Here is a 24141-nt window from a genome sequence, read left to right as displayed (position 1 = left end):
TTTCATGATCCGTTGAGGCCTTTTTGGCTCGTCGGGTCGCCTCTGGTCGGCGCCGGGACCGGCGCCGGGCTCGCAGCGGGTGGGATCGGGGTGGGCGGGTCTGCGGCGTACCGGGCGTACCAGCGGGCCAATTCCTCGTCGGACCGCTTGCTGGCGACCTCGCCCCAGATGTCGATCGCCCGTTGCGCGATCTCCTTCTGCTTGCCGACGAGCTGCTCGTTCGCGGTCTTGCCGGCTTCGAGTTGGAGGTCGACGCGATGCTTGTCGAGCTGCGACCGGGCGCTCTCCCGTTGCCTGATGGTCTGCTGCCGCCGGTCCGTCCGAACCTCGTCGGTGTCCAGCGTCTGCCTCTCCCGCCGGTCGACCAGCTTGTCGTACAGGCTTGGCCGCTTCGCGCCCGACAGCAGCTTCGCGAGCACGGGCAGCAGCTCGATGCAGGCGAAGAGGGCCGCCAGCGCCCCGTGTGCCAGCCACATGAGCGGCCGTCCGTGGGACAGTCGCTCCAGGGCTTCGAGCCGAGCCAGCAGCCCGCTGTTGTCCTGCTCGGCGGCGGTGAGCCGGCCCTGCGTCGCGTCGCGCTCGGCGATTCGCCCGGCCAACCGCGGCTGCAGCGAATCAAGCTGCTGCTGGGCTTGCTGCTGGGCCGATCCGTTAGCGCCGGAGATCACCTGTTCGGCCCGCGCCTGGACCTCGCGCAGTTCGGCCTCGGCCGCGTCGAGGCGGGCCAGCGCGTTGTCCGCGGCCGCCTTCGCCTGCTGGTACGCCGGACCGTCACCGGGATCACCGGTGCCGCACTCGCCGGTGAATTCGCAGCGTGCCTTCTCGGCCGCCGTCTCGTAGTCGTCGCGTGCGGCCGCCACCTGCGCCCGCGCGGCCTGCACGTCCGGGTCGTCTGCCACGCTGGCTCGGCGCTCGCCGTTGGCCACCGGCACCAACTCGGCGATCCGCTGCTGCAGCGACGGGATGTCCTGATACTGCTCGTCGAGCGTCTGCTGGGCGGCCGTCAGGCTTTCGGCGTGCATGACCTCCAGCTCGCTGTCGATCTCAGGTTGAAAGATGCGCAGCACCAACGGCATGGAGATGACCGTTCCGATCAGCAGTGCCAGGCCAAGACGCGGAAGCGCGGCCACGGCCGCGCGCCAGAACCCTGACTGACCGGACATGGTGATCACGAGCATCCGGTCGAGGGACAGGATCAGCAGGCCCCAGAGCAGGCCGACCACAGCCGCTGTCGCGGTCGGCAGTTGCACGGCGGTGTGCAGCGCGAACGTCGCCGACAGTGCTGCCATGCCGGCGGTGCCGAGCAGCACGGCGCCCATCGAGTTGTACCGGGCGGCATCCCGGGGGGCGAGCGAGACAAGCTCCGGCTGCCCTCCACCGAGCCAGGCCAGTGCGTAGCGAAGCTTCATCGGCTGTCCTCTCCGCCGAAGGGAGACCCGGTGTCGGGGATCAGGTCGATGTCCGGTCCGGACGTCACCATCGAGGTCACGTCGATCGGTCCGGACGCATCGGTATCCAGGAGGGACAGACCGGTCACCGCGAGGATGTCCGGCGGGCACGGTGCCGCCACGGCACCGCCGGTCGGCAACGCCGTGCCAGGGGTATCGCGCCGGGGCAGCGCCGGTGCTGCCCACGCCACCCGGTCCGTGGTCGAGGGGAGTAGCGGCAGCGGCGCGGACGGCACCGGGTCGACAGCGACCATGGGTGGCAGGACCGTGGACAGGTCCGGCAGTCGTGGCTGTCCGCCGGACGGCAGCGGCAGCCGGGGGACGGCCACCGGCAGGTCACTCCAACCGGTGGCGTCCAGGACGGCGACCGGCACCGTTTCGGACCGGGCGGAACCAGCCTTGTTCCGGGCGGTCACCGCTATCCGCCCACTACGGACCGGGTACGCCTCGATGGAGCCGGCGGCCGTACGGTTGCCGGCGACGCGGGCCGCGCCACCGGGTACGGCGATCTCGACGGCATCGGCCTGCTGAGCCAGCCAGCGGACCGTGACCGGTTCGCCAGCGGCCACCAGGGTGCGATCCACCTCGACACCGGTCAGGGTCGGCGGACCGAGCGGCTGGCCGAGTACCCAGCTCAGGTAGTGATGCCAGTCAGGTGCGCTCGGCCGGCCGGCCGCCGGGCCGGTCACCGCTGCCCGCAACAGATCGATGCCGTGGTCGTCGAGTACGTCGGCAGCGGCGAGCGGGTCGGTCCGGGTCGAGGCTTGCTCACCGAACGTGAGACAGCGCAGCACGAAAAGTCCGAGCTTGTATAAATCGGTGTGCCGGCTGAGCGCCGGGGAGCGGTCCGGAGGCGTCCAGTCCGGGGCGTTGAGCTGTAGCGGGTTGGCTACACTGCCGTGCATCCGGGCCGCGTCACAGTCGACGAACATCACCGTCGGCGCGGCACCCAGCCGGAACAGCTCATTCTTGGCGTTGATGTCACCGAAGACCACGCCGACCGATGGGCCGTGCAGGAAGGACAGCGCAGCGGCGAAGTCCCGGCAGATCTCCAGGCGCTGTTCGGGGCTCGGCACTGTGACGCCGATGCGGCGGCAGCGCTCGGGATCGACGAAGAGATGTTGGACCTCCCGCGGAATCTCCTTTGTCCGCTTGCTCGGCAGCACGATGGTCTGAAAGAACGTCTCCGGGATCCGGGGCAGCACGACGCCCCGAACCTCGCTGGCGTCGGTCACCAGCCGCAGGGGCCAGGCGGCGATGCTGTCCAGCCGTCTGCGGTCGGATTCGCCGAGCTGGGCCCGGCGGTCGACCAGCTCGTCGACCGCCTGCCGACGCGGCGCGGCCCCCGGCCTGTACTGCTTGTACACCAGCCGGTCCGGGGTACCGGGCAGGGAGAACCCCGGCAACTCGTAGACGACGGCCTGACCGCCGGAGCCGAGCCGGGTGCCGATGGCACCCAATGCCGCCACGTCGATCGGCTCGGTCCGGCTGCCGGTACTCATGGCTGAGGCCCGTCAAGGTGGTTGGTCTTGCCTACAGCGTGGTTGGTCCGGCTGGCAGCGTGGTTGGTCCGGCTGGCAGCGTGGTTGGTCCGGCCTGCGGCGTGGTCGATTCCGTCCGCCGCGGCGAGCACCAGGTTGGCCTGCTGCGTGACCCGGGAGAGCTCCGCGGCGAGGCGAGCGGCACCGCCGTCGAAGCGGTCCGGCCAGATCGCTCGCTGGTCGAGCCGGCACAGGCGCTCGTAGTCCCGCTCGCTGCGGACGGTCCGGATCGCGCTGTCGAAGAAGCGGTCGGCCGCTGCCGCCAGCGTCCGCGACATCGTTCGGGCCTCTTGCCGCAGCGTGGCGTCGAGTTCCGTGATGCACCTGTCGACGGCCGCCGCCACCTCGTCGTACAGTTCGCTGGCACCGCGCTTCGCCGTCTCCTGCTCGCCCTGGTCGTCACCGACGGACTGGGTAGCGCCCGCCGGGACTGTGGTGCGGGCCGCCGGCGTCGCCGGTGCCGGCGTGACCGCCTGGCCCGGTAGGGCCTGTGGCGCCCGTACCAGGGCTCCGGCCGCGTTGCGGATCCAGCCGGTGGCAGCTGGCCGGTACGCGGTAGCAGCGGTGGCCGGTGCCGCGTTCGCCGACGTCCCGGCGGTTGCCGGCGCGGATGGTGCCGAGGCGGCCGCGACCGATGCGGTCACGGCGGCGGCCCGGCGCCGGTCCCAGTGGATGCCGCGGATCACGGGCCGGGTCACCCGCAGCACGACGCTGCCATAGTCGACCTTCAGCTGACAGAGCTGCCGCAGCGCATCCCGGAGGATGGCCGCCTGCCGGTTGTCCGCCGTGCGAAGCAGTTCCTGCAGCGCGGCCGGGCCGGGCGGCACGAGAGTCTCGGTGAGCCGCTCCCGCAGCACCTCGGCGATCTCATCCCAGAGACGCTGCACCGACTCGCCGAGAGAGACGTCGATCTGGCCGAAGATCTCGGTGATTTCGGTCTTGGCGCGGTAGTACTCGTCCTGCTTCGTCTTCAGCGAGCCGTACACGTACCGGCCGAGGATCTGCTGTGTCCACTGCTCTCGGCTGCCGCGGCCGAGCCCGTCGTGGACCCAGCCGCGCGCAGCGCCGACCGCCTGCGAGATCGCGGCCTCCAACGCGGCGTCCGTCCGCCCCGCGGCCAGGCTTCCGTCGTACCGGTCGACCAGCACCGCAAGGTCGTGGGCGAGGTTGTCGCGAAGCTGCTCGGCCAGGTTGCGGAATTCGTCCTCCTGGTTGGGCAGCAGGCGGGACAGGTGCCCGGCCAGGGCCAGCGCCTCGTCGGCGTATTCAGCGATCTCCGCGGCGACCCTGGCGGCGAGGGCCCGGGCCTGCTGGAGCACGACCCGGTCCATCTCGGTGAGCCGAGTCGCGAGGTGGTCCAACACCGGGCGTACGACGTTGACGAAGACGTCCTCGCGGTCGATGACGTCGGCGGTGAGCACCCGGATGCTCCGCTCCTGGGCTACCGCGGCGACCCGCTTGACGGTGTTCGCGAAATACTCACCGTCGGGATCGTTCTCCGCATCGCGGTTGACCACCACCAGGTAGAAGTCGGAGAGCGGGACACCGGCCCGGGCCGAGTCGGCCAGGTCGCGTGCGTAGGCGTCCTCGCCCACGAAGGAGGCCCCTTTGCGGTCACCGCGTTTGATCATCAACAGCAGATCGATCTCGTCGCGTACCTGCTGAAGAAACTGCCGGTCGACGTCGAGGCCCGCCTCGCCGGCACCTGGAAGGTCGACAAGTCCGAGTCCGGTGGCGGTGACGTCCGGGAATTCCTGTTCGATCCGGACACTGCGTACCGCGTGGAACGGCTGGTGCTCATCCGAATCACCGCGGTCGAGATCGGGATATGCGACGAAGGGGCGCAGATCGGCGAAGTCGACACTGATCGTCCGGTCGGACCCTTGCAGCAGCTGCGCGTAGCTGGCCAGGGAACGCTGGGCCGACCGGAGCTTGCGCAGGTAGTCGTCGGCTCTGGTGCGGCCGACGTCCGCGCTGCCGGGGTGGGGATAGTAGTACTGCCGAAACTCCTCGGCAGTGGTGGGAGCGGGCCCGAGTTCGGCTGACTCGTGCAACGGGGCCAGGTAGTGCTCGCGGAACGACTGCCAGGTGTGCAGGAACAGGGTGGCGCCGGGAGACCCGGTGGTGTGGTAGATCCGACTGGCCGCCGCCGTGGTCGGGTTGAACCGGGTGGTCGGGATCACCGAATCCGGCAGATTCGTGACGGTCCGGAGAAAGGTGCTCTTGCCGGCCTTGGTCCCGCCGATGACACCGATGTTGACGGTGCTCCGGTGGATCCGCGTACGGGCGGCGGCGAGCTGCCGGGACGCCGCGTCGATCTGGCCGCGGAGCAGGTCGGCACGCGAGGATCGGGTAGCGCCGTCGCGGCCGACCAGGGCTGCGACAGCGTCGTGGAACCTTGTCACGCCGGGCACGTTCGGATTGGCCGCGACGGTCTTGTCGAAATCCACCAGTACATGGCGGAGCCGGTCGAAGGCGTCGATCATCGCGGCCCAGGTGAGCGCGAGTTCGTCGACGAACGGCTGCTGGCTCCGACGCCCGTCCAGTACTTCTACTATCCGGGACTGAATGTCCACTCCAACCACAGCTGAGCTCCCTGCCGCCGGTGAGCTGTCGATCCGCCAGGTACGGACGACCCGGGCGCTGGATGACCCGTGTCGTCCCCTGACGGACAGTCAGTCGGCAGCCGGTGGCTGTGGGTGCCGCGACCGGCGCGCTTGCCCTGCTGGGACCGGCAGCCCTCGCCGGTGTCCGGCGACGGCGGGTTCAGTGTTGGTCGGCCGTGATGTCGGAGACGATCTGGCAGGTGTCGGCGACCGGGTCGATGCGTTGGGCCCGCTCGGCCAGCCGGTGCAGCAGGGAACGCAACTCGGTGCGGTCGGCCGGGCTCAGCGGGCCGAGTAGCTGGTCCTCGGCGTGATCGAGCCGCTGCCGGGTCGCCGCCCAGATCCTGCTGCCCTGCTCGGTGGCGACCACCTGCTTGTGTCGCCGGTCGTCCGGATGCGCTCGCCGTTCGACGAGTCCAACCTTTTCCAGGTCGTCGATCAGGTAGGTCATGACGGTCTTGTCGATGCCGAGCCGGCGGGCGAGCGCGATCTGGCTCTGCGGCGCACCCTGCACGGCCGCGGCCAACACCTGGTGGCCCCGCGGCCCGCCGGGCAGGTCGTCGAGGATGCGATCGGCGGCCTTGAGATACGCCCGGAACACCACGCCGAGCGCCCAGCCGAGGTCACCACCGTCGGCGGCGCTCGCCGACGCCGGCTGGGCGGGCTCGACCGAACTGGGCATGCGTCCGAGTCTAGACCCGGTCGTACGGTCAGACGATCGTCTCGGTTGAGGACAAGCTCACAGGCAGATTGTCTGCCAGGCAGACTATCTTTGACCGAACCCGAACCTTTGGCGGCGGATGCAGGAGCGAGACATGACGGACTACGGCCACGATCTGCTGTTCGGCACCTTCATCACCCCGATCGCCGAGCAACCCGACCGGGTGGTGGCCCTGGCACAGCTCACCGAGGATGTCGGGCTCGATCTGGTCACCGTGCAGGACCATCCGTACCAGGCCCGTTTCCTGGACACCTGGACCCTGCTGTCGGTCATCGCCGCCAGCACCAGCCGGGTCCGGGTGTCGCCGAACGTGGCCAACCTTCCGTTACGGCCGCCGGCCGTGCTGGCCCGCAGCGCAGCCAGCCTCGACCTGCTCACCGGGGGGCGGGTCGAACTCGGCCTGGGCGCCGGGGCGTTCTGGGACGCCATAGCGGCGATGGGCGGTGCCCGGCGCCGGCCGGCGGAGAGCGTACAGGCTCTGACGGAGGCGATCGCCGTCATCCGCGCCGTCTGGAACGTCGACGGCGGCACCGTCAAGGTCGACGGACAGTACCACCGGGTGCGGGGTGTGCACCCCGGGCCGGCGCCCGCGCACGACATCGGCATCTGGCTCGGCGCCTACAAGAAGCGGATGCTCGGGGTCACCGGCCGGCTCGCCGACGGCTGGTTGCCCAGCAGCCCGTACGCGTCGCCGGAGCAGTTGCCGGCGATGAACGCGACGATCGACACGGCCGCCGCCGAGGCCGGCCGGGACCCGGCCGCGGTCCGCCGGCTCTACAACATCAGCGGCACCTCCGGGCGAGGCGACGGATTCCTCGCCGGGCCGCCCGCCCAGTGGGCGGAGCAGCTGGCCGAGCTGACCCTGCGACAGGGATTCAGCGGCTACATCCTGTCCAGCGACGACCCGGACACGATCCGCCGATTCGCCGCCGACGTGGTCCCGGTAGTGCGTGATCTGGTGTCGACCGGCCGATCCGCAACCGCTACTCCGGCGACCCCGGCTGCTTTGGCTACTCCGGCGGGGCCGGCGGCATCGGCCGCCGCCGCGGCCGGCATCACCCCGACCCCGGACGACGGGGTACGGCGCAGCAGCGAACGTGTCTGGGACGAGTCGGCCCGGCCGAGCGCGCCGCCGCCCGACCCGTCGCTGATCTACCGTCCAGCCCAGCGGGCTGCCGGCCAGCACCTGATCGACGTACACGATCATCTGCGCAGTGAGCTGCGGACGGTGCGCGACCTCGTCGGCCAGGTCGCGGCAGGCACCATGAGCGCCGGTGGTGCCCGGGCACACATCAACACGATGGCCATGCGGCAGAACAACTGGACGCTCGGTGCCTACTGCGAGTCGTACTGCCGGGTGGTGACCACCCACCACACGATCGAAGACATCAGCATGCTGCCGCAGCTACGCCGCGCCGACCCGGGGCTCGCCCCGGTGATCGACCGGCTGTCGGAGGAGCACCATGTCATCCACGACGTGCTCGAACGGGTGGACCGGGCGCTGGTTGCCCTGGTCAGCGAGCCGGATCGGATCGGCGAGGTGCAGGCCGCGGTCGACCTGCTCACCGACGCCCTGCTGTCGCATCTGTCCTACGAGGAGCGGGAACTCGTCGAACCGCTCGCCCGGTTCAGCCCGGCATGACCCTGCCCTGCTCAGCCCGGCGTGATCGGGTTCATCGGTGGTGCGGTCGCCGTCCGTGACCTGCGGTCGGCCGGCGGCGGATTGATCAGTACGTTGGCCGCCATCGCCAGCCGCCGTACCGGATGAAACTGTGGACGGTCGCGGACCCGTTCGCGCAGGAGCGGCACACCGTCGCCGTCGAGTTCGTCCCAGCCGTCGTCGCGTCCGCTCATCGCCAGCAGCAGCGCTTCGGCGGTGCCCCGGACCGGGACACCGCTGCCGTACCGCCAGCCGGTGTCGGTCGCGATCAGTTCGAGCTGGCCGAGCCGTGGCCCTTTCGCGTAGCCCAGCGCCGGGTTGCGGGCCAGGTGGTTGAAGGCGACCCAACGCGGCTCCTCGGCCACCTCGCGCACGATGCCCAGCGGACGCCGGATGTCCAGGTCGTGCAGGATCGCGTCGGTGAGGACCGGGTCGAACCCGGACCGGGGGATCGTCGTGCGGGCGTCGGCGTGCCGGCGCAACGTGTCGATCAACTCGGCGGTGGGCCGGCGGGCGGCCCGGCGGGTGAGCACCACGTTGATCCGGTCGATGTCGGCGGCGGTCGCCATGATGCCCAGGTAGAGCTTGACCTGGCCGAAGGTCAGATAGGTCGTCAGGTGCGCGGCGATGTCGTGCATCGTCCACCCGGCACAGAGACTGGGCTGTCGTAGCTCGTCGGCGGTGAGCCGGCTCAGGGTTTCCGCCAGTGCCCGCCGCTCGCGTACCACCATGTCGTACACCAACACGTTCCGACCGTAAGCCGGATCCGCCCGTCGGGCACCTCCGACGTTGCCTACTGCATGGACGTAAGTCGATTGTCGTGCGTCGGTGACCCCGCCTGGCCGCGACGGCGGGACCCGCCGGTGTCGGTGGATGCTCCTAGACTCCGGCGCCATGGCGATGGTGACCTTCGTTGACGAGAGCACGGCCGGTGCCCGTACGCCCGCATGGGCGCTGCGGATATTCGAGGAGCGGTTGACGCTGCGGGAGCTGATCCGACGGCGGATCCACCAGGAGGTGGCCGAGTACCACGCCGCCGAGGCGTCAGCCCCGGCTCGGCCGCTGGTGACGCCGACGTCGACGGAACGGGCCCTCAACGGCGACCGGACCGTCCGACCCCGCCCCCGGGTCGACCCGGAGCGGCAGATCGCCCTCGCCGAGGAGGCGTTCGGCCGCAACGGCTTCGTGGTGCTCGTCGGTGACCGGCAGGTCGAGAACCTCGACGACGAGGTCGACCTGCGGCGCGACACCGAGGTCACCTTCCTCAAACTCGTCGCCCTGGTGGGTGGCTGATGGCCCGGACCGCCGCCAAGCCTGCCTGGCAGGTTGAGCGGATTCACGAACTTGTCGGCACGAACGCGCTCGCCGATCTGGCCCGCTACCTTTACACACACGCCCAGCAGGCCGTCGACAGCGCGGAGATGCGGGCCGCGCTGCGCCCGCTGTCCCGACCCGATCTGGTACGGCTGGTGCGCACCCTGGTGGACGTACGGATGGCCGACCGACACCGGCCGTGGGCGGCGACCGAGCTGATTTCCCAGCTGGCCCGCCGGCTGCCCGCCGAGCTGCCCGACGACGACGCGCAGGCCCTCGCCACGTTCGCTGTCCGGGAGCCGTTCGGGTTGCCGCCCACCGCGTTGGAGGTCGTCGCCCGCCGCCGGTACGCCACCCTCGGCCAACTCCCCGCCGACCTGGCCGAGTTGATCACCAGCCGCTCCGGGGAGAGCCCACGGCTGCGGCAGCTCCTCGCCGAGCTGGGCAACTCACCCGTGTCCGACCAGGATCCCTGGGCCGGCGAGATCCTGGCCGAGCTGTCCACGCTCGACGCGGTGTGGCGGCGGCTGATCGCGCACGCCAGCACCGCCACCACCGCCCGCCCGTCAGCGGCCTGGGTGAACGCGGCACGGGACCTGCTCGCCTCGGTCGACCCGACGCAGGCCGCCGCGGTGTTCGACCGGTGGCTGGCCGCCGCGTCTCGTACGCCGCAGCAGGTGCCGGTCGCCGCCAACGCCGACGCGCTGCGGGGTCTGCTCTGGCTGGTCGAACTGATCGGGCCGACGCCGCAGCAGATCCGCCAGGTCGGCGCGCTGGTCGAGACGATGCTGCGCCGGCTGCCCGACGTCGGCCCGGCCTGCCCGAAGGTGGCCAACGCGGCGGTCGGTGTCCTCGGGCGCGTCGACAGCGAGGTGGCGCTGGCCCAGCTGGCTCGGCTGTCGGCGCGGGTCACCTACAAGGGCACGCTCAACGAGATCGACAAGGCGCTCGACGTACGGGCCACGGCGCTCGGCGTCGGCCGCGACGAGATCGAGGAGCTGGCCGTCCCCGACTACGGCCTGTCCGGCGTCGGCCGGCACGAGGTGACGGTCGGCGGCTGCCGGGTCGAGCTGACCTTCGGCCCCAGCGCAGCTGCTCTGGCCTGGCACAACGAGTCCGGTCGGCCGGTGAAGAGCCCACCGGCGGCCGTACGGCGGGACCACCCGCAGGCCGTCGCGGACCTGAAGGCGCTGGCCAAGGAGATCACCGGGATGCTGGTCGCCCAGTCGGCCCGGCTGGACCGGATGTTCCTCGCCCAGCGCGGCTGGACGCTGACCGGGTGGCGGGAACGCTACCTCGACCATCCGCTGGTCGGGGCGCTGGCCCGACGGCTGATCTGGCTGGTCGACGGGGTGCCGTGCGGCTGGGCGGGCGACACGCTGCGTACGGTCGACGACGCCCCGGTGGCCGCCGCCGACGACGCGCCGGTCCAGCTCTGGCATCCGATCGGCCGGCCGGTGCCGGAGGTGGTGGCCTGGCGGGACTGGCTGGAACGGCATCGGATCGTCCAGCCGTTCAAGCAGGCCCACCGGGAGGTGTATCTGCTCACCCCGGCCGAGGAGACCACCGGCACGTACTCGAACCGGTTCGCCGGACACATCCTGCGCCAGCACCAATACCGGGCGCTGACCGCCGCCCGGGGCTGGACCGACCGGCTGCGGCTGATGGTCGACGACGTGTACCCGCCGACGACCCGTGAACTGCCCCGCTGGGGGCTGCGCGCCGAATACTGGGTGGAGGGGATCGGCGACGAGTACGGCGTCGACACCACCGAAAGCGGGTCCTACCTGCGGCTGGTCACCGACCAGGTGCGGTTCTATCCGATCGCCGCCGCCGGCAACTCGGCTCACGCCTCGGGCGGCGGATACACCCACGACCGGTGGTACGGCGGTGCTGATGCGGCACCGGTCGCGCCGTTGCCGCTGGATCAGGTCCCACCGCTGGTGTTCAGCGAGGTGATGCGCGACGTCGACCTGTTCGTCGGGGTGGCCAGCGTCGGCAACGATCCGACCTGGTCGGACGGGGGTCCGCAGGGCCGCTACCGGGACTATTGGACGTCGTACAGCTTCGGGGAGTTGTCGGCGACGGCGCAGACCCGGCGGGATCTGCTGGTCCGGCTGCTGCCCCGGCTGGCGATCGGTCAGCGGGCCACCGTCGATGGTCGGTTCCTGGTGGTACGAGGCGAGCTGCGTACGTACAAGATCCATCTTGGTTCGGGGAACATCCTGATGAGCCCGAACGACACCTATCTCTGCATCGTGCCCAGCCGGTCCGCGTCACGTGGCCCGGAGCCGGGCTTCCTGCCGTTCGAAGGTGACGCTGTCCTGGCCGTCGTGCTGAGCAAGGCGCTGTTGCTGGCCAAGGATGACCAGATCACCGACCCGACGATCGTCCAACAACTCACCGTCGCCCGATAGCCGTACGGCGCAGAGCCGCTGGCTGGCCGGTCCCACAACGGGACCGGCCAGCCGGCGTTGTGGCTGCTCAGTGAGCTGGGGGTACGGGAATCGAATTCGTGAGGGTGTGAACCCGAAACGCTTTTCAAGTCTGTGCACCCGCGTTCTGCTGAGTTCGACCAGGTTCGTGAGCTGCTGCTATGGTCCTGACCGTTCTCGCACGGGCACCCCCGGGTGCCGGTGAATGAGACTGAAACCGAGACCAGCACTGTCCCAGTTTGCGTCAATCGTCACCGGCCTCAGCCGGTACCTCGCTCCTCGCTTGCGCGCTCTGCGTGCTTCGGCTGGCTGTACTCAAGCCCTCCGGTAGACGCCGAGGCACGCGGGGCGCTAGGTGCCAACGCACCCGGTCTCGGCGTGCCTACGCACCGCTGCGTTAGAGCTCTAAACCCCCTGTAGCTCCGACGGACGGCTCTGACCTGCCAAAACCGGTACGCAAGCTGGCTACTCTAAACAGACTCTAAACGAAGACGCTGCCAGCCACCGCCAGGCGCCGTGAGGCCTTGTTGGTTACTGAGAGTGATCGAGATACCTCCCTGGGAGTTGGGCGTGTAGGGAGCGGATGAACTATAAACCGTTTACAGTAGGCCATATGAGTTCCAATGACGTCGACGCTGCACTTACAGCACCCTTGGTGGAGATCGGACCAAGGCTACTTGCCCTGCCTGAGGACCAGTGGTTCGACCGCAAGAGTTCTCGGATTCACCCCAGAGACTTGGGGCCAGCCCTTGTTGCGTTTGCCAATGCCGAGGGCGGAACGATCGCAATCGGCCTAAGTGGCGGCAGGGTAGAAGGGTTTAGCAACTCGCCCAACAAATTGAATGAACTCCGCCAGGTGCCGTTCGACTTTACGTCCCCTCCGGTCAGAAGTAAGTTCACTGAAATCGACTGCATTAACGCAAAGGGTAATTCCGACAAGTTGCTCATTGTCAGGATAGATCCGGGCGATCGTGTTCATGAGACCAAAAATGGCGATTGCTTTTTGCGTGTTGGTGATGAATCAAGGAAATTAACTTTCGCGCAGAGGCAGGAGCTGGAGTATGACCGTGGACAGAGCCAGTATGAGGCAGTTCCTGTTGGAGAAATTCCGATTAGAGACCTGGATAAAGGGCTTGTATCTGATTTCAGGCGAAGTGTGGGTGCGAGGGGTGCCACCGAGCAAGTCTTTCGCGCGCGCAGTCTACTGACCAGAAATAATGAACTCACGACGGCTGGCTACCTCCTTTTTGGTAGGCACCCGCAAGATGAGTTTCCACAAGCCCATGTTCGAGTGCTGCGATTTCTCGACGTCAAACGAGGGACCGGTGCCCGCCTAGGGCTTGAGGAAGGCGCAGATGCTCGAATCGAGGGTCCGATACCTCGAGTTATCCATGAAGCACAGGGGCATATAGAGGAACTCATGCCCCGTCGTCGTGCACTAGGCCCAAGTGGAAAATTTGAGCCTCGTCCGATTGTCCCCCGCGATGCTTGGCTAGAAGGCCTTGTCAATGCAGTAGTTCACCGTTCTTATAGTCTTTCGGATCACATTCGAGTCGAAATTTACCTAAATCGAATTCAGATCGAAAGCCCGGGACGATTCCCAGGTCTGGCTAATCCACAGGAACCACTAAAGATTAGTCGGTTTGCCCGCAATCCACGCATTGCTCGGGTATGTGCCGACCTAATGATCGGACAGGAATTGGGAGAAGGGATTCGGCGCATTTTCGATGAAATGCGCCGAACCGGATTGACGGACCCCGTTTATACCCAGACGCAAGCCGGTGTAAGATTGGTTCTCTCTGATGTGCCGCGAATTGACCCTCGTACGGCATCAAGAATGCCCAACGGGAGTCAGCAGGTTCTTAACGCACTCCGGGCTGCTGGCGCACCCTTAGGAACTGGTGAGCTGGTCGAGCTACTCGGTCTTAGTCGCCCCTATGTTTTGGTGCGACTTAAGGCGTTGGAATCCGAAGGATTCGTACGATGGAGTGGTAAGAGTCCTCGTGATCCACGAGCGGTCTGGTTGATATCGGAAGAGTAGCCTGGCTGACCGAGTCTAATCCCACGCGATCCGACTCCCAGCGGGTGCGGCACAATTCTTGGCAGCTGGCTGCAATAGGGGCACTGTCGCCTCTGGTCAGTGCCTAAGTCTCTATCTAACGCTTGGTGCGTCCCAACACTAATTTCGCTGGTATCTGGTCTCGGCTAATGACTTGGCGGGGGCCAATAAAACGCCGAGCTACCAAGAGGCCGGCATTATGAGCCTCGGCACCTGCGTGGCTTGCCGACGCATCCGCGATCAGCCAGGGTGTGAAGTTGTGTTCGAATGCGTCCACGGCGCCCTTCAAGACGCAGCTTTCTGTGGCGATGCCACAGAAGTAGAACTCTTCCCATCCGCGCTCTTGGAATAGCGCTATCCCCTCAGGCGTGAATGGGCTGTAGATCCTCTTGTCGAGCATTGCTCCTTGGTTTAAATGGGGATGCAACTCCGATACTAAGTCAATGTCGGGGGGAGACTGGAGCCGTTGCCAGTCAAAGAAGCGCTCGAAAGGGCTGCCGGGGTAGTTTAGGTACCGGGTGAAGAGTGTGTCGCCGCCGGCTTCCTGCCAGCGGCGTACCAAGTCGACAACGACAGGAACGATGTGCGCTGACTGTTCGCGTACGAAGCCGTTCTGCATGTCGGTGACTACTAGTACCGGGCGACCCGTCGTCATTGGCTCAGCCTCGATCCGTATCGCGGAGGGTTTCGATGGCTTGGTCGAGAGCCGGCATCAGATCACAGGTCCGCAGTATTGCTCGGCGCATCGCCTGATGCTGTCCGGTCTCTCTTAGGCGAGAAACTGTAAGCCGGGAGCGTACTCCCCGAAGGTAGCGCCATCCATGCTCTGGCGGTACCTGTGGGTCTCGTCCCTGCTCTACCTGACGGGCGATCGCGTCGCTATACGCCCACATGGATTGAATCCCAAGCTCGCAGGCGACCATCTCGGCTTCCGTCAAGGAACGCTCGGCCGAGATCGGGTGGTACACGACCCCGGACCACGAGGCGTAGCCCGCCGAAATCCCAGGTACGCCGAACGATTCGATGCCTACGTGATCGTACGCCTCGGAAAGCAGCGATTGCTCGACCAGTTCGGCGTGAGCGAGGTGTTCGTCGTCCGTGACTGGATAGGTGCGTGGGACCTTGGAATACCGCAAGCGCGCGAGGTGGGTCAGGCGGTTGTGGGAATCCAGGGGCTGCCGGCGGCGGCTCGGGTGAGTGCGTCGAGCATGTTGATGCCGTGTCGGGTGGCGGTGGCGGTGTAGCTGCGGATCGCGGCGAAGTGTTCGGCTCCGGTCATGGTGCGCATACTGCCCGAGACCTTGATCCGGAGTTTCGGCATGCGGATGGTCCGCTCGGCCGGGTTGTTGTCGAACGGCACGGCCGGGTCGGTGAGGAACCGCAGGTAGTCGGCGCGTCGGTCCCGTAGCCGCACGAACAGGGCGTGGTACTTGCGGTGCAGCTTGTCGGTTCGGTCGGCGGTGGCCTCGGCGCCGAGCACGACGGCCGAGCGCAGCAGGTGGGTCTGTTCGGCCAGGTCGGCCGAATCGGGTTCACCGCCGTCGGCGCGGGCCGTGACCGTCAGGTGGTTCAGTTGCCGCAGGGCGTCGATGGCCTGGCCGGCGAGGTCGGCGACCTGTCCGGTGGCGGTGTCGACCACGTAGACCAGTTCCCGCAGCACGTGGGCGTTGCACAGGGCGTGGACCGCGTCGGTGTAGGTGTCGTACGGGGCCCACGCGTCGTGCACGGCGGTGCCGGTGTATCCGGGTAGCACGCCGGCGTCGTCCATTCCGGCGGTGCCGCGCCGGCGGTGCACGGTGAGGAGCACGTCGGTGGGTGTGGAGGCGGAGTGCAGCCAGGCGAGGCGGCCGTCGACGCGCATGCCGGTCTCGTCGAAGTGCGCGACCGGGGCGTGTCGGACGCGGTCACGGATGACGGGGAGCACCGTGTCGATCACGCCGAGGGCGGTGCGGGTGACCCAGGCGGTGACCGTGACCGCCGCGACGGGCAGGCCGAACAGGTCACGGATCGCGTCGGCGGTGCGGCCGATGGACAGGAACTGTCCGTGGAGCAGGTAGACGCCGATCGCGGCGATCCGAGGTCCGTAGATGGCGGGCGCGGTGGCCCCGACGGGTGTCGCAGCGGTGGTGTGGTGCCCGCACCGGCAGGCGACGGTGACGATCTGATGCTCGGTCACCACCACCCGGGGCTGGGGAATGTCGAACACCTGCCGGCGGGTGACCGTCACCTCGGCGGCGTCGGTCAGGCCGTCACCGCAGCCGCCACAGATGTCCGGCACATGCCGGACGATCACGTCCGGATCAGTCACCTGGGACAGGGTGGTGCCCTCGCCCCCGGTGGGGCGGCCCGGCCGGCGACCCGAACGACCCCGCAGCGACTTCGGCGCCGGCTTGGCCAGCCCGTCACTCGACGGCGGTTTCGACGAGTTGCTCGACGACTGCTTCAACCGGGCCTCGAGCTCAGCGATCCGCGTCAGCGCCTGCTCCAGCCGTGCGGCCAGCCCGGCGTTCAACGCCAGCAGCTCGTCATACGACGGCGGCGGATCGGCGGGCATGGCTGGTCAACCTACCAGCCTCCACAGCAGACAGCATCACCGGGATCAGGAACCTATCCAGTCACCGTCGTCCAAGGCGCGATCACGGTGCAGCAGTACTTTCGGAGTCGACATGATGCGTAGTGCGGTGTCTAGCAACTCCGCCGGCCAGGCTGGATCGGTAACCCAGTGAGCGCCAAGGACGTAAATCGCGGACTCGTCCTCGGCAGGTGCGATGGGCGCTAGGTAGTCGGAAGCCCATCTGATGTTGTCGCCGTACGAGACCTCCCGCCACGCGGCGAGTGCCGCGATCGTGGACAACTCGACGTGCTCGACAAGGTGAAAGATCGCTGATCCGCACGGCCAGACGTACAGCGTGCAGTCGCCCTCCGAGTGCTCGACGGGAGTCGAGTAGCAGGTGTGCAACTGCTCCTCGGCTGGCCTGCAGCCGGTGGCCTCGCGTAGCCGGGCAGCGCCTTCAGCGCCGACGAACGCTGTAAGGAACTTGTGGGATCGTGCCGTGAAGTACGGCCGATCCTCGGTGTTGCCGGTCAGCTCGCCGAACAGATCATGGGGCTTTGCGTCGTATGCCAGGCAGTAGAGCTGGCGGTAGATGGGGTCGGTGACTGATACGCGCCCGGTCTCGTGTCGGTACATCGCTTTCTCGATGGCCTCGACCGTCGGCGTTTCGCGGATGCCGTGCTGTTGGCCTACGCGGTGCAGCTCGCGTGCTGCGCGCTTGCGTGACTCCCAGCCGACTGCCTTCCGGCGGTTGACCAGCACAAGGTTGGGCTTGAACTGCCGAGGGACTTCAGCGGACATCGGGCGTGTCCTTCGTGTCCGTGCGTAGTACCTGCCCGGATCGCCGCAGGCAGGGCAATCTCATCGGCAGGCAAACAAAGTGCCGTCGCAGACGGGAACCGAGAACAGCGTCAGTCATCAGTACAAGCCTACGTGGTACAGCTGGTGCCCAGTCAGCCTTGGAGGCGTGACGTCGATGGATGAGGATCGCCGGGCTGAGTCGGAGCCGAGCGCAGACGACACCGACGTCACCAGGGAGTGCGTGACCGACGAGGCGGGCGACATGGTGCTGACGCTGCGGTGGAGCTTCGAGGACTTGAAGGCTGAGCACGGTGAGGCGGGTGCCCGGCGGATCCTCGCCGAGATCCTGGCCCGGTGGGATGCCAACGGCGGTGAGCCGGTGTCGCTCGACGACCCGTGATCGCCCGGAGCCGTCTTTCGAGAGAGGAACAACATCGATGTGGAACATCGGGGCGCTGTTCGGGGTGGCGCTGCTTGGCTTCTGCGCCGGGCTGTGGTCGTTCAAGGTGAAGTCGAGATGGTGTCCGGCGTGTGGGCGTACGACGTACCCGTTGGCGGATCGGCGTGGTGGGTAGTCGGCTGTTGCACACGCCGGAGCCGAAGCCGGGCGACGTCCTGGTGGTCGGCCGCGCGGCCAGCGTCCAGTTCGCTGGTGAACGGCGGTTGACGTTCCGGGTGATCTCGGTGGATCCCAAGCCGACGTACGAAGGCTGGGTCTGGGTCGCGGGGTATGTGATCGACAGTTCCGGGGACGCCGCCGAACGGCGGGAGATATTCGTCCGCCGCCGTGGGCTGTATCGGCTGCCCCGGCGTGACAAACGATAGTGAGAGGGAGATTGCGGTGATCGTCGAGATGGTTCGTGAGTTGGTGTTGCGGTGGCGGGAGTGGCGGGACGGGCGGTCGGCGGCGTCGAAGCGGCTGGCCCGGCTCGACCAGGAGCGTTCGGCGGCCCGGCATCGGCGGTTGGACGGCAACCGGGGGCATCGCTGGTCGTCGCAGCCGACGACACTCGTACCGACGCTGCGACCGCTGCTGACGTACGGCCAGTTGCTCGGCTACCGCGTACCGGCGGGATTGTGATCTGACCCGGCAGCGTCGGACGGACGCCTCCAGGCGGCGCGGCGGCAGACCGCGATCCTCAATGATCGTGGCGTCCGGCGTGCAACCTCCCAGCGCTGATCGGTGTGGGGAACAGGTGGAAAGGGACCGGCAACCGCCGGTCCGACCGCCGAGGAGGTCACGTTGTCGAAAAAGCCTGTCGTGTTCGCGCTGCTGGGGGTAGCGGCCGCGCTGGCCTTCGCGGTGCCGGCGATCGCCGCGATGTCCTCCGACGAGCCACCGAGCGAGCCCACACCATCCGTCACGGCCCCGGCTCCCGCTCCGCCGCTGGCGTCTCCGGTGCCGAGGGAGGACGCGCCGGGGGCGCCGGCGGTGTCTCCCGTGCCGGTGCCTCCCATTGAAGCTTCGGCTCCGGCGGAAGCGTCTCCGGTGCCGAGGGAGGATGTACCTGGGGCGCCGACGGTGTCTGCCGCGCCGGTACCCCCGATCGAGGCCTCCGCTCCGTCGGCGGTGTCTCCGGTGCCGGTGCCTCCGATCGAGGCTTCGGCCGCGCCGGCGGAAAGCCCCGCCAAGTAGCCCGGTCACGTCCCGTGTCGGGGAGCCATAGCGGCCGGATCCGTCGCAAGCCCCCTGTTCCTGAGGAGAAGTGCTGCCGTTGACGAACGGTTCGCATGACAAGGACGCCGGGTTCAGCGAGTACGTCGCAGCCCACGCCGAGCAGGTGCGCTTCACCGCGTACCTGCTCTGCGGCGACTGGCACGAGGCGGAAGACCTGGCGCAGACGGCGTTCGTCCGCCTCTATCTGGCCTGGGAACGCGTCGACCGGACGGAGCCGATCGACGCATACGTACGGAAGATCGTCACGCGTACCTATCTGAACGAGCGGCGCAGGCTCTGGCGGAAGCTGGAACGGCTGACCAGCGCGCCACCGGAGACACCGGCCGAATCGCCGCCGGCTCCGGAGCAACGGATGCTGATCATGCGGGCGCTCTCCCAGGTGCCACGACGGCAGCGGGCCGCGTTGGTGCTGCGGTACTGGGAGGACCTGAGCCTGGTCGAGGCCGCCGAAGTGCTGGGTTGTTCGGTCGGCACCGTGAAGAGCCAGTGCGCCCGTGGCCTGCAACGGATGCGCGAACTTCTGCCCGACGACGTGGCGATAGGGGGGCGAGACCGGTGAACGAGTCCGACTTGACTTCGGCGTTTGCAGAGATCCGGGCGACCGGCGCGCCACCGCACCGGTTGACCCCGCAGTCCCTGATCGCGGCCGGCCGGCGGGCACGCCGCCGCCGTCGGATCGCCGCGACGGCCGGCAGCGGGTTGGCCGTACTCGTGGTCGTGACGTTGGGCATCGGTGTGGTCAGCGCGTCGTCATCCAACCCGCAACCGGCTCCGATCGATCCTGGTCACTCGTCACCCACCGTCTCACCGGAGCCCCCCATCCCGGGCCCGACTCCGAGCCCGGCACCTATACCCACACCCGCGCTGGACACTCCGCCGATCGAGAGCTCCGCGCCGCCCGTGGCGCCCCCCGTGCCAGCCTCCGCATCGCCTGAAGTGGTGGTCGAGGCGTCGCCATCGGCTGACCCGCAGGCCCAGGTGGAACCCGCTGGGACACGCTGATTCTCGGGCGGACGCCCGGACGAAGCGCACCTGTGAACGCGACGAATCAGGGCCGGTCCCCGTTGGGGCCGGCCCTGTCGTCGTGGCTGCTCTTCAGAGCGGAGGATACGAGATTCGAACTCGTGAGGGTGTGAACCCAACACGCTTTCCAAGCGTGCGCCCTAGGCCTCTAGGCGAATCCTCCGCCCGACAGGATACAGGCTCCGGCCGGTCCGGCCACCACCACCCGGGTCCGGCCGAGACCGTTCAGGGACCGGGGTACAGTGGGCCCAACCCCTCGTGCGGCGTGCATCTCGTGAACCTCCCCAGGGCCGGAAGGCAGCAAGGATAAGCGAGCTCTGACGGGTGCACGGGGGGCCCTTTCGTCTCCGGTCGTCCACGCAGTGGTCGCGATCCCGCAGCCCAGGCGTCCGGGCCGACCGCCCGGCTCCGGCTGGAAACGTCGGGCCGTCGTGACAGCCTGGCAGACGGCCCGGCGCACGGGTGTGGGTCGGGCCCGGGGTGGCGGCAGCCGGACGGTCCGCGCAGAATGGCCCCCGGCGCGGAAATCGCTCGGTCGAAAGGAGGCGGGGAGAGTGGCCCTGGCGCTCTACCGCAAGTACCGGCCGAGGACGTTCGCGGAGGTCATCGGTCAGGAACACGTCACCGAGCCGCTGTCGCAGGCGCTGCGCACCGGTCGGCTCAACCACGCGTACCTCTTCTCCGGGCCGCGCGGATGCGGCAAGACCTCCAGCGCCCGGATCCTGGCCCGCTCGCTCAACTGCGAGCAGGGCCCCACCCCGGAGCCGTGCGGTAGGTGTGACTCGTGCCGCGCGCTTGCCGCCGACGGGGCTGGATCGATCGATGTCATCGAAATTGACGCGGCCAGCCACGGTGGCGTCGACGACGCCCGTGAGCTACGCGAACGGGCGTTCTTCGCCCCGGCCAGCAGCCGGTTCAAGATCTACGTCATCGACGAGGCGCACATGGTCTCGTCAGCCGGCTTCAACGCCCTGCTCAAGCTGGTCGAGGAGCCGCCGGAGTACGTCAAGTTCATCTTCGCCACCACGGAGCCGGAGAAGGTCCTCGGCACCATCAAGTCCAGGACCCACCACTACCCGTTCCGGTTGATCCCACCGGGCATTCTGCGGCCGTACCTGGAGCAGCTCTGCTCCGCCGAAGGGGTCAAGGTCGACCCGGCGGTCTTCCCGCTGGTCGTCCGGGCCGGCGGCGGCAGCGCCCGGGACAGCCTGTCGGTGCTCGACCAGCTGATCGCCGGGGCCGGCCCGGAAGGCGTCAGCTACGCCCGCGCCGTCGCGCTGCTCGGGGTCACCGACAGCGCGCTGCTCGACGAGATGTGTGACGCGCTCGCCGCCGGGGACGGTGCCGCCGCGTACGCCACCGTCGACCGGGTGGCCGAGGCCGGGCACGATCCGCGTCGGTTCGCCTCCGACCTGCTCGAACGGTTGCGGGACCTGATCGTGTTGCAGCAGGTGCCCGACGCCGTGACCAAGGGCCTGATCGACGGCCCGACCGACCAGATCGAGCGGATGTCCGCCCAAGCCGAACGGCTCGGCCCGGCGGCGCTGTCCCGGTGCGCCGACATCGTGCACAACGGCCTGGTGGAGATGCGTGGCACCACCGCCCCCCGGCTATTACTCGAACTGGTCTGCGCCCGGATGCTGCTACCCGGGGCGGACGACTCGACCAGTGGGTTGCTGCAGCGGCTGGAACGCATGGAACGCCGGATCGCCGCCGGCATCCCGGCCGTCGCGGCGCCGGCCGCCACCGGCCTGCCACCGGCCGCCACCGCAGCGTCGGGACCGGCCACCACCGCGTCCGCACCGCAAGCGTCCGCCGCACCGCCGACCAGCTCTGCCCCAGCTCCCGCCGTTGCCCGGCGGCCGGTGCCACCGGCCGCGGTCATGCCGGACCCGGCGACTCCCGACCCGCAGCCGGCACCAACCGCTGGCGACACACTGGACGCGGCCGGGGTACGCCGGGTCTGGGACCAGATCCTCGCCATGGTCGGCAACAGGAGCAAACGGGCCGCAGCGGTGGTACGCGAGGCGACGGTGCGCGACGTTGAAGGCGACGTGCTGGTGCTCACCTTCCGGCACAACGTGCACGCCACCATGCTTTCCGCGTCGCCGGATCTGCTGTTGGAAGCGGTCTACGAGACCCTCGGCGTACGGTGGCAGATCCGTTGTGAGACCGCTGGCGGCGCGACCGGCCCGGCCCCGCGTCCCAGTGCCGGGCGGCCGACCGGCGCGCTACCCGCCGCCCCGGCCGAGCGACGACCGGCCAGCCCGGCGACCCCACGGGACACCGGCCGGCCACCGGGCGTGAACGGCACGGCAGGCCAGTCAGGGGCGAGTCGGACCGGCGCCCGCCAACCGGCCAGCGACGACGAGGGCGATTGGCCGGAAACAGCTCAGCCCGGCGGCGGTAACCTGGCCAACGGCAACTCGGCCGGCGGCGGCCCTGCCGGCGATGGCGGGCCGGGCGGCACGATCGGGCCGGGCGCCAAGGTCGGTGCGCCGTCTCCGGGCGGGTGGCCGACGGCCCAGGCTGCTGCCGAAACCGCTGTCAGCCGTCCGGGCGCCGGTGTCCGGCCGGTGACCGTGCCACGGCAGGCACCGCCGACCGGCGCTACCGGCCGTTGGCCGGACGGGTCGCTGGCGGAGGAGCCGCCGTACGATCCGGAGTTCGACGGTCCGGCCCGGACTCCGGTGGCGGTCGCATCACCGAAACCGACCTACGAGGGTTTCGATCCGGGCGACGAGCCGCTGGACGAAGTGGTGGACGAACAGACCGCTCGGCAGACCAGCGAGGAACAGGCGATGCAGTTGCTGCGGCAGGCGCTCGGTGCGGAGAAGATCGGCGAGATCGACGCACGCTAGGCATCGCCGTGCCGGCCGGCGTCGGCCCCGCGTTGGGGCTAGGCTGGGCGGCGGCCCCAGCCATACCGATCAGACAAGTCCGACCCAGCTCGAACCAACTGGATTCGGCTCGATCGAACCGGCCTGGCTCGATCGAACCAGCCAGATCTCAGCGAAGGAGCCGTGCGTGCGCCCCGGTGGACAGCCCAACCTGCAGCAGATGATGAAGCAGGCACAGAAGATGCAGCAGCAGATGGCTACCGCGCAGGCCGAGCTCGCCGAGGCGGAGGTGATCGGCACCGCCGGCGGTGGACTGGTCACGGTGAGCCTGTCCGGCGTCGGCGAGATCCGGTCGGTGAAGATCGATCCCAAGGCGGTTGATCCGGATGACGTGGAGACCCTGGAGGATCTGATCCTGGTTGCCGTGCGTAGCGCCAACGACGAGGTCCGCAAGCTGACCGAGGAGAAGATGGGCCCGGTCACCGGCGGCCTCGGCGGCCTCGGGCTGCCCGGTCTCTGAGCCCGGACGAAGACGAAGCCGCAGAAGTAGCCACCGCGTATGTACGAAGGTGCCATCCAGGACCTGATCGACGAACTGGGTCGGTTGCCCGGAGTCGGGCCGAAGAGCGCCCAGCGGATCGCGTTTCACATCCTGTCCGCCGATCCGGCCGACGTCACCCGGCTCGCCACCGCGCTTCGCCGAGTCAAGGACCTGGTCCGGTTCTGCACCGTGTGCTTCAACGTCGCCGAGACCGAACAGTGCCGGATCTGCCGCGACCCGCGGCGCGGCGACGACGTGCTCTGCGTGGTCGAAGAGCCGAAGGACGTCGTCGCCATCGAACGGACCGGCGAGTTCCGCGGCCGCTACCACGTGCTCGGCGGGGCGATCAACCCGCTTGAAGGCATCGGCCCGGACAACCTGAGGATTCGCGAGTTGATGCTGCGGCTGGGCTCCGGCGAAATCAAGGAGTTGATCCTGGCCACCGATCCGAACACCGAGGGCGAGGCCACCGCCACCTATCTCGCGCTGATGGTCAAGCCGATGGGGATCGCGGTGTCCCGGTTGGCCAGTGGCCTGCCGGTCGGGGGCGATCTGGAGTACGCCGACGAGATTACTCTCGGTCGCGCCTTCGAGGGTCGTCGATCGGTCTGAGTCGATCGGACGGTCATCGACCGATCTGGTCCACCTGTCGCGATCGCGCCGACGGGTGTGCCGGGCTGCTCCGGCACGGCTGGGTCGCCTCTGACAGTGGGGCGGCGAAACACGCGAAACATGTAACAACTTGGTATAGCCCAAATGCCGACAAATCTCGCCTATCATCAGTGCTGTAGGGCCTGATGGCCGCTGTCGGGACAGTTAAGACACGATCCGGTACCAACCGCGTTCCGGCTGGTTTCCGGGCGCGCCGAACGCCCGCTAATGTCTCGCCATCGGTGACCCCCGTCACTACGTTGTCCGTA

Annotated in this window: 19 protein-coding genes, 1 tRNA gene and 1 other RNA gene; 12 read left to right on the top strand and 9 right to left on the bottom strand. The window is 68.5% G+C overall.

Going from position 1 to position 24141, the window contains the following annotated elements; translation table 11 throughout:
- Positions 1–2: 2 nt before the first annotated feature.
- The 4 genes from ACN27F_RS15955 to ACN27F_RS15940 form a co-directional block, all read right to left on the bottom strand.
- Positions 3–1409 (bottom strand): DUF4407 domain-containing protein, encoded by a 1407-nt coding sequence (locus ACN27F_RS15955; RefSeq protein WP_421434315.1) that lies wholly within the window; start codon positions 1407–1409, stop codon positions 3–5.
- A complete protein-coding gene (locus tag ACN27F_RS15950; RefSeq protein ID WP_421434314.1) occupies positions 1406–2950 on the bottom strand; it encodes a hypothetical protein in 1545 nt (514 codons plus the stop codon). The genes ACN27F_RS15955 and ACN27F_RS15950 overlap by 4 nt, the downstream gene beginning before the upstream one ends.
- Positions 2947–5574, bottom strand: coding sequence for a hypothetical protein (locus tag ACN27F_RS15945; RefSeq protein ID WP_421434313.1), 2628 nt, complete (start codon positions 5572–5574; stop codon positions 2947–2949). Before ACN27F_RS15945 ends, ACN27F_RS15950 begins: the two co-directional genes overlap by 4 nt.
- Positions 5575–5755: 181 nt before the next feature.
- Positions 5756–6277 (bottom strand): MarR family winged helix-turn-helix transcriptional regulator, encoded by a 522-nt coding sequence (locus tag ACN27F_RS15940; RefSeq protein ID WP_421434312.1) that lies wholly within the window; start codon positions 6275–6277, stop codon positions 5756–5758.
- A gap of 133 nt (positions 6278–6410) precedes the next feature.
- Here ACN27F_RS15940 and ACN27F_RS15935 point away from each other — a divergent pair, with 133 nt between their 5' ends.
- Positions 6411–7958, top strand: coding sequence for an LLM class flavin-dependent oxidoreductase (locus tag ACN27F_RS15935; RefSeq protein ID WP_421434311.1), 1548 nt, complete (start codon positions 6411–6413; stop codon positions 7956–7958).
- A gap of 11 nt (positions 7959–7969) precedes the next feature.
- Here the strand turns inward: ACN27F_RS15935 and ACN27F_RS15930 are convergent, their stop codons facing one another.
- A complete protein-coding gene (locus ACN27F_RS15930; RefSeq protein WP_421434310.1) occupies positions 7970–8722 on the bottom strand; it encodes a maleylpyruvate isomerase family mycothiol-dependent enzyme in 753 nt (250 codons plus the stop codon).
- Between the two features lie 148 nt (positions 8723–8870).
- Here ACN27F_RS15930 and ACN27F_RS15925 point away from each other — a divergent pair, with 148 nt between their 5' ends.
- From ACN27F_RS15925 to ACN27F_RS15915, 3 genes are all read left to right on the top strand, one after another.
- Positions 8871–9269 (top strand): hypothetical protein, encoded by a 399-nt coding sequence (locus ACN27F_RS15925; RefSeq protein WP_421434309.1) that lies wholly within the window; start codon positions 8871–8873, stop codon positions 9267–9269.
- Positions 9269–11707, top strand: a complete 2439-nt coding sequence (locus ACN27F_RS15920) for a DUF4132 domain-containing protein (protein ID WP_421434308.1) — start codon at positions 9269–9271, stop codon at positions 11705–11707. Before ACN27F_RS15925 ends, ACN27F_RS15920 begins: the two co-directional genes overlap by 1 nt.
- A gap of 631 nt (positions 11708–12338) precedes the next feature.
- On the top strand, positions 12339–13766 hold the full coding sequence (locus ACN27F_RS15915; protein ID WP_421434307.1) for an ATP-binding protein: 1428 nt from the start codon (positions 12339–12341) through the stop codon (positions 13764–13766).
- Between the two features lie 115 nt (positions 13767–13881).
- Here ACN27F_RS15915 and ACN27F_RS15910 read toward each other — a convergent pair whose 3' ends face one another.
- The 3 genes from ACN27F_RS15910 to ACN27F_RS15900 all read right to left on the bottom strand — a co-directional run bounded on the left by ACN27F_RS15910 (position 13882) and on the right by ACN27F_RS15900 (position 17139).
- Positions 13882–14439, bottom strand: coding sequence for a cysteine hydrolase (locus tag ACN27F_RS15910; RefSeq protein WP_421434306.1), 558 nt, complete (start codon positions 14437–14439; stop codon positions 13882–13884).
- A 495-nt stretch (positions 14440–14934) separates the two neighbouring features.
- Positions 14935–16338 carry an IS66 family transposase gene (tnpC, locus tag ACN27F_RS15905; protein WP_421434305.1) on the bottom strand — a complete coding sequence of 468 codons (1404 nt, stop codon included), beginning with the start codon at positions 16336–16338 and terminating at the stop codon, positions 14935–14937.
- A 45-nt stretch (positions 16339–16383) separates the two neighbouring features.
- Positions 16384–17139: a hypothetical protein gene (locus tag ACN27F_RS15900; RefSeq protein WP_421434304.1), complete on the bottom strand. Its 756-nt coding sequence runs from the start codon at positions 17137–17139 to the stop codon at positions 16384–16386.
- A gap of 166 nt (positions 17140–17305) precedes the next feature.
- On the opposite strand from ACN27F_RS15900, the gene ACN27F_RS15895 reads away from it, so the two are divergent.
- The 4 genes from ACN27F_RS15895 (at position 17306) to ACN27F_RS15880 (ending at position 19376) form a co-directional block, all read left to right on the top strand.
- Positions 17306–17539 carry a hypothetical protein gene (locus tag ACN27F_RS15895; RefSeq protein ID WP_421434303.1) on the top strand — a complete coding sequence of 78 codons (234 nt, stop codon included), beginning with the start codon at positions 17306–17308 and terminating at the stop codon, positions 17537–17539.
- 179 nt (positions 17540–17718) lie between these two features.
- Complete coding sequence (locus ACN27F_RS15890; protein WP_421440244.1) at positions 17719–17964, top strand: hypothetical protein; 246 nt, start codon at positions 17719–17721, stop codon at positions 17962–17964.
- A gap of 16 nt (positions 17965–17980) precedes the next feature.
- Complete coding sequence (locus ACN27F_RS15885; RefSeq protein WP_278119604.1) at positions 17981–18220, top strand: hypothetical protein; 240 nt, start codon at positions 17981–17983, stop codon at positions 18218–18220.
- Positions 18221–18845: 625 nt separating this feature from the next.
- Positions 18846–19376, top strand: a complete 531-nt coding sequence (locus tag ACN27F_RS15880; RefSeq protein ID WP_421434302.1) for a SigE family RNA polymerase sigma factor — start codon at positions 18846–18848, stop codon at positions 19374–19376.
- 542 nt (positions 19377–19918) lie between these two features.
- Here the strand turns inward: ACN27F_RS15880 and ACN27F_RS15875 are convergent.
- Positions 19919–20003, bottom strand: a tRNA-Ser gene (locus ACN27F_RS15875).
- 87 nt (positions 20004–20090) lie between these two features.
- Between ACN27F_RS15875 and ffs the strand changes: the two genes are divergently transcribed.
- The 4 genes from ffs to recR all read left to right on the top strand — a co-directional run bounded on the left by ffs (position 20091) and on the right by recR (position 23833).
- An RNA gene (ffs, locus tag ACN27F_RS15870) (signal recognition particle sRNA small type) lies at positions 20091–20181 on the top strand.
- A 213-nt stretch (positions 20182–20394) separates the two neighbouring features.
- Positions 20395–22701 (top strand): DNA polymerase III subunit gamma and tau, encoded by a 2307-nt coding sequence (locus ACN27F_RS15865; RefSeq protein ID WP_421434301.1) that lies wholly within the window; start codon positions 20395–20397, stop codon positions 22699–22701.
- A 145-nt stretch (positions 22702–22846) separates the two neighbouring features.
- The gene (locus tag ACN27F_RS15860) at positions 22847–23200 is read left to right on the top strand and encodes a YbaB/EbfC family nucleoid-associated protein (RefSeq protein ID WP_421440242.1); all 354 of its coding nucleotides are present in this window, start codon (positions 22847–22849) and stop codon (positions 23198–23200) included.
- A gap of 39 nt (positions 23201–23239) precedes the next feature.
- Positions 23240–23833, top strand: a complete 594-nt coding sequence (gene recR, locus ACN27F_RS15855; protein WP_421434300.1) for a recombination mediator RecR — start codon at positions 23240–23242, stop codon at positions 23831–23833.
- Positions 23834–24141 lie beyond the last annotated feature (308 nt).

The organism is Solwaraspora sp. WMMB335, assembly GCF_049179075.1.
Taxonomy (GTDB): Bacteria; Actinomycetota; Actinomycetes; order Mycobacteriales; family Micromonosporaceae; genus Micromonospora_E.
The sequence above is the reverse complement of the archived record's forward strand: the minus strand, read 5'-3'. Positions and strand labels throughout refer to the sequence as shown.

Bases quoted from the DNA above. Each gene is read 5' to 3' on its own strand.
- tnpC (WP_421434305.1), bottom strand. From the start codon at position 16,338: ATGCCCGCCGATCCGCCGCCGTCGTATGACGAGCTGCTGGCGTTGAAC.
- ACN27F_RS15900 (WP_421434304.1), bottom strand. From the start codon at position 17,139: ATGTCCGCTGAAGTCCCTCGGCAGTTCAAGCCCAACCTTGTGCTGGTC.
- ACN27F_RS15925 (WP_421434309.1), top strand. From the start codon at position 8,871: ATGGCGATGGTGACCTTCGTTGACGAGAGCACGGCCGGTGCCCGTACG.
- recR (WP_421434300.1), top strand. From the start codon at position 23,240: ATGTACGAAGGTGCCATCCAGGACCTGATCGACGAACTGGGTCGGTTG.
- ACN27F_RS15950 (WP_421434314.1), bottom strand. From the start codon at position 2,950: ATGAGTACCGGCAGCCGGACCGAGCCGATCGACGTGGCGGCATTGGGT.
- ACN27F_RS15935 (WP_421434311.1), top strand. From the start codon at position 6,411: ATGACGGACTACGGCCACGATCTGCTGTTCGGCACCTTCATCACCCCG.
- ACN27F_RS15955 (WP_421434315.1), bottom strand. From the start codon at position 1,409: ATGAAGCTTCGCTACGCACTGGCCTGGCTCGGTGGAGGGCAGCCGGAG.
- ACN27F_RS15940 (WP_421434312.1), bottom strand. From the start codon at position 6,277: ATGCCCAGTTCGGTCGAGCCCGCCCAGCCGGCGTCGGCGAGCGCCGCC.
- ACN27F_RS15915 (WP_421434307.1), top strand. From the start codon at position 12,339: ATGAGTTCCAATGACGTCGACGCTGCACTTACAGCACCCTTGGTGGAG.
- ACN27F_RS15920 (WP_421434308.1), top strand. From the start codon at position 9,269: ATGGCCCGGACCGCCGCCAAGCCTGCCTGGCAGGTTGAGCGGATTCAC.
- ACN27F_RS15910 (WP_421434306.1), bottom strand. From the start codon at position 14,439: ATGACGACGGGTCGCCCGGTACTAGTAGTCACCGACATGCAGAACGGC.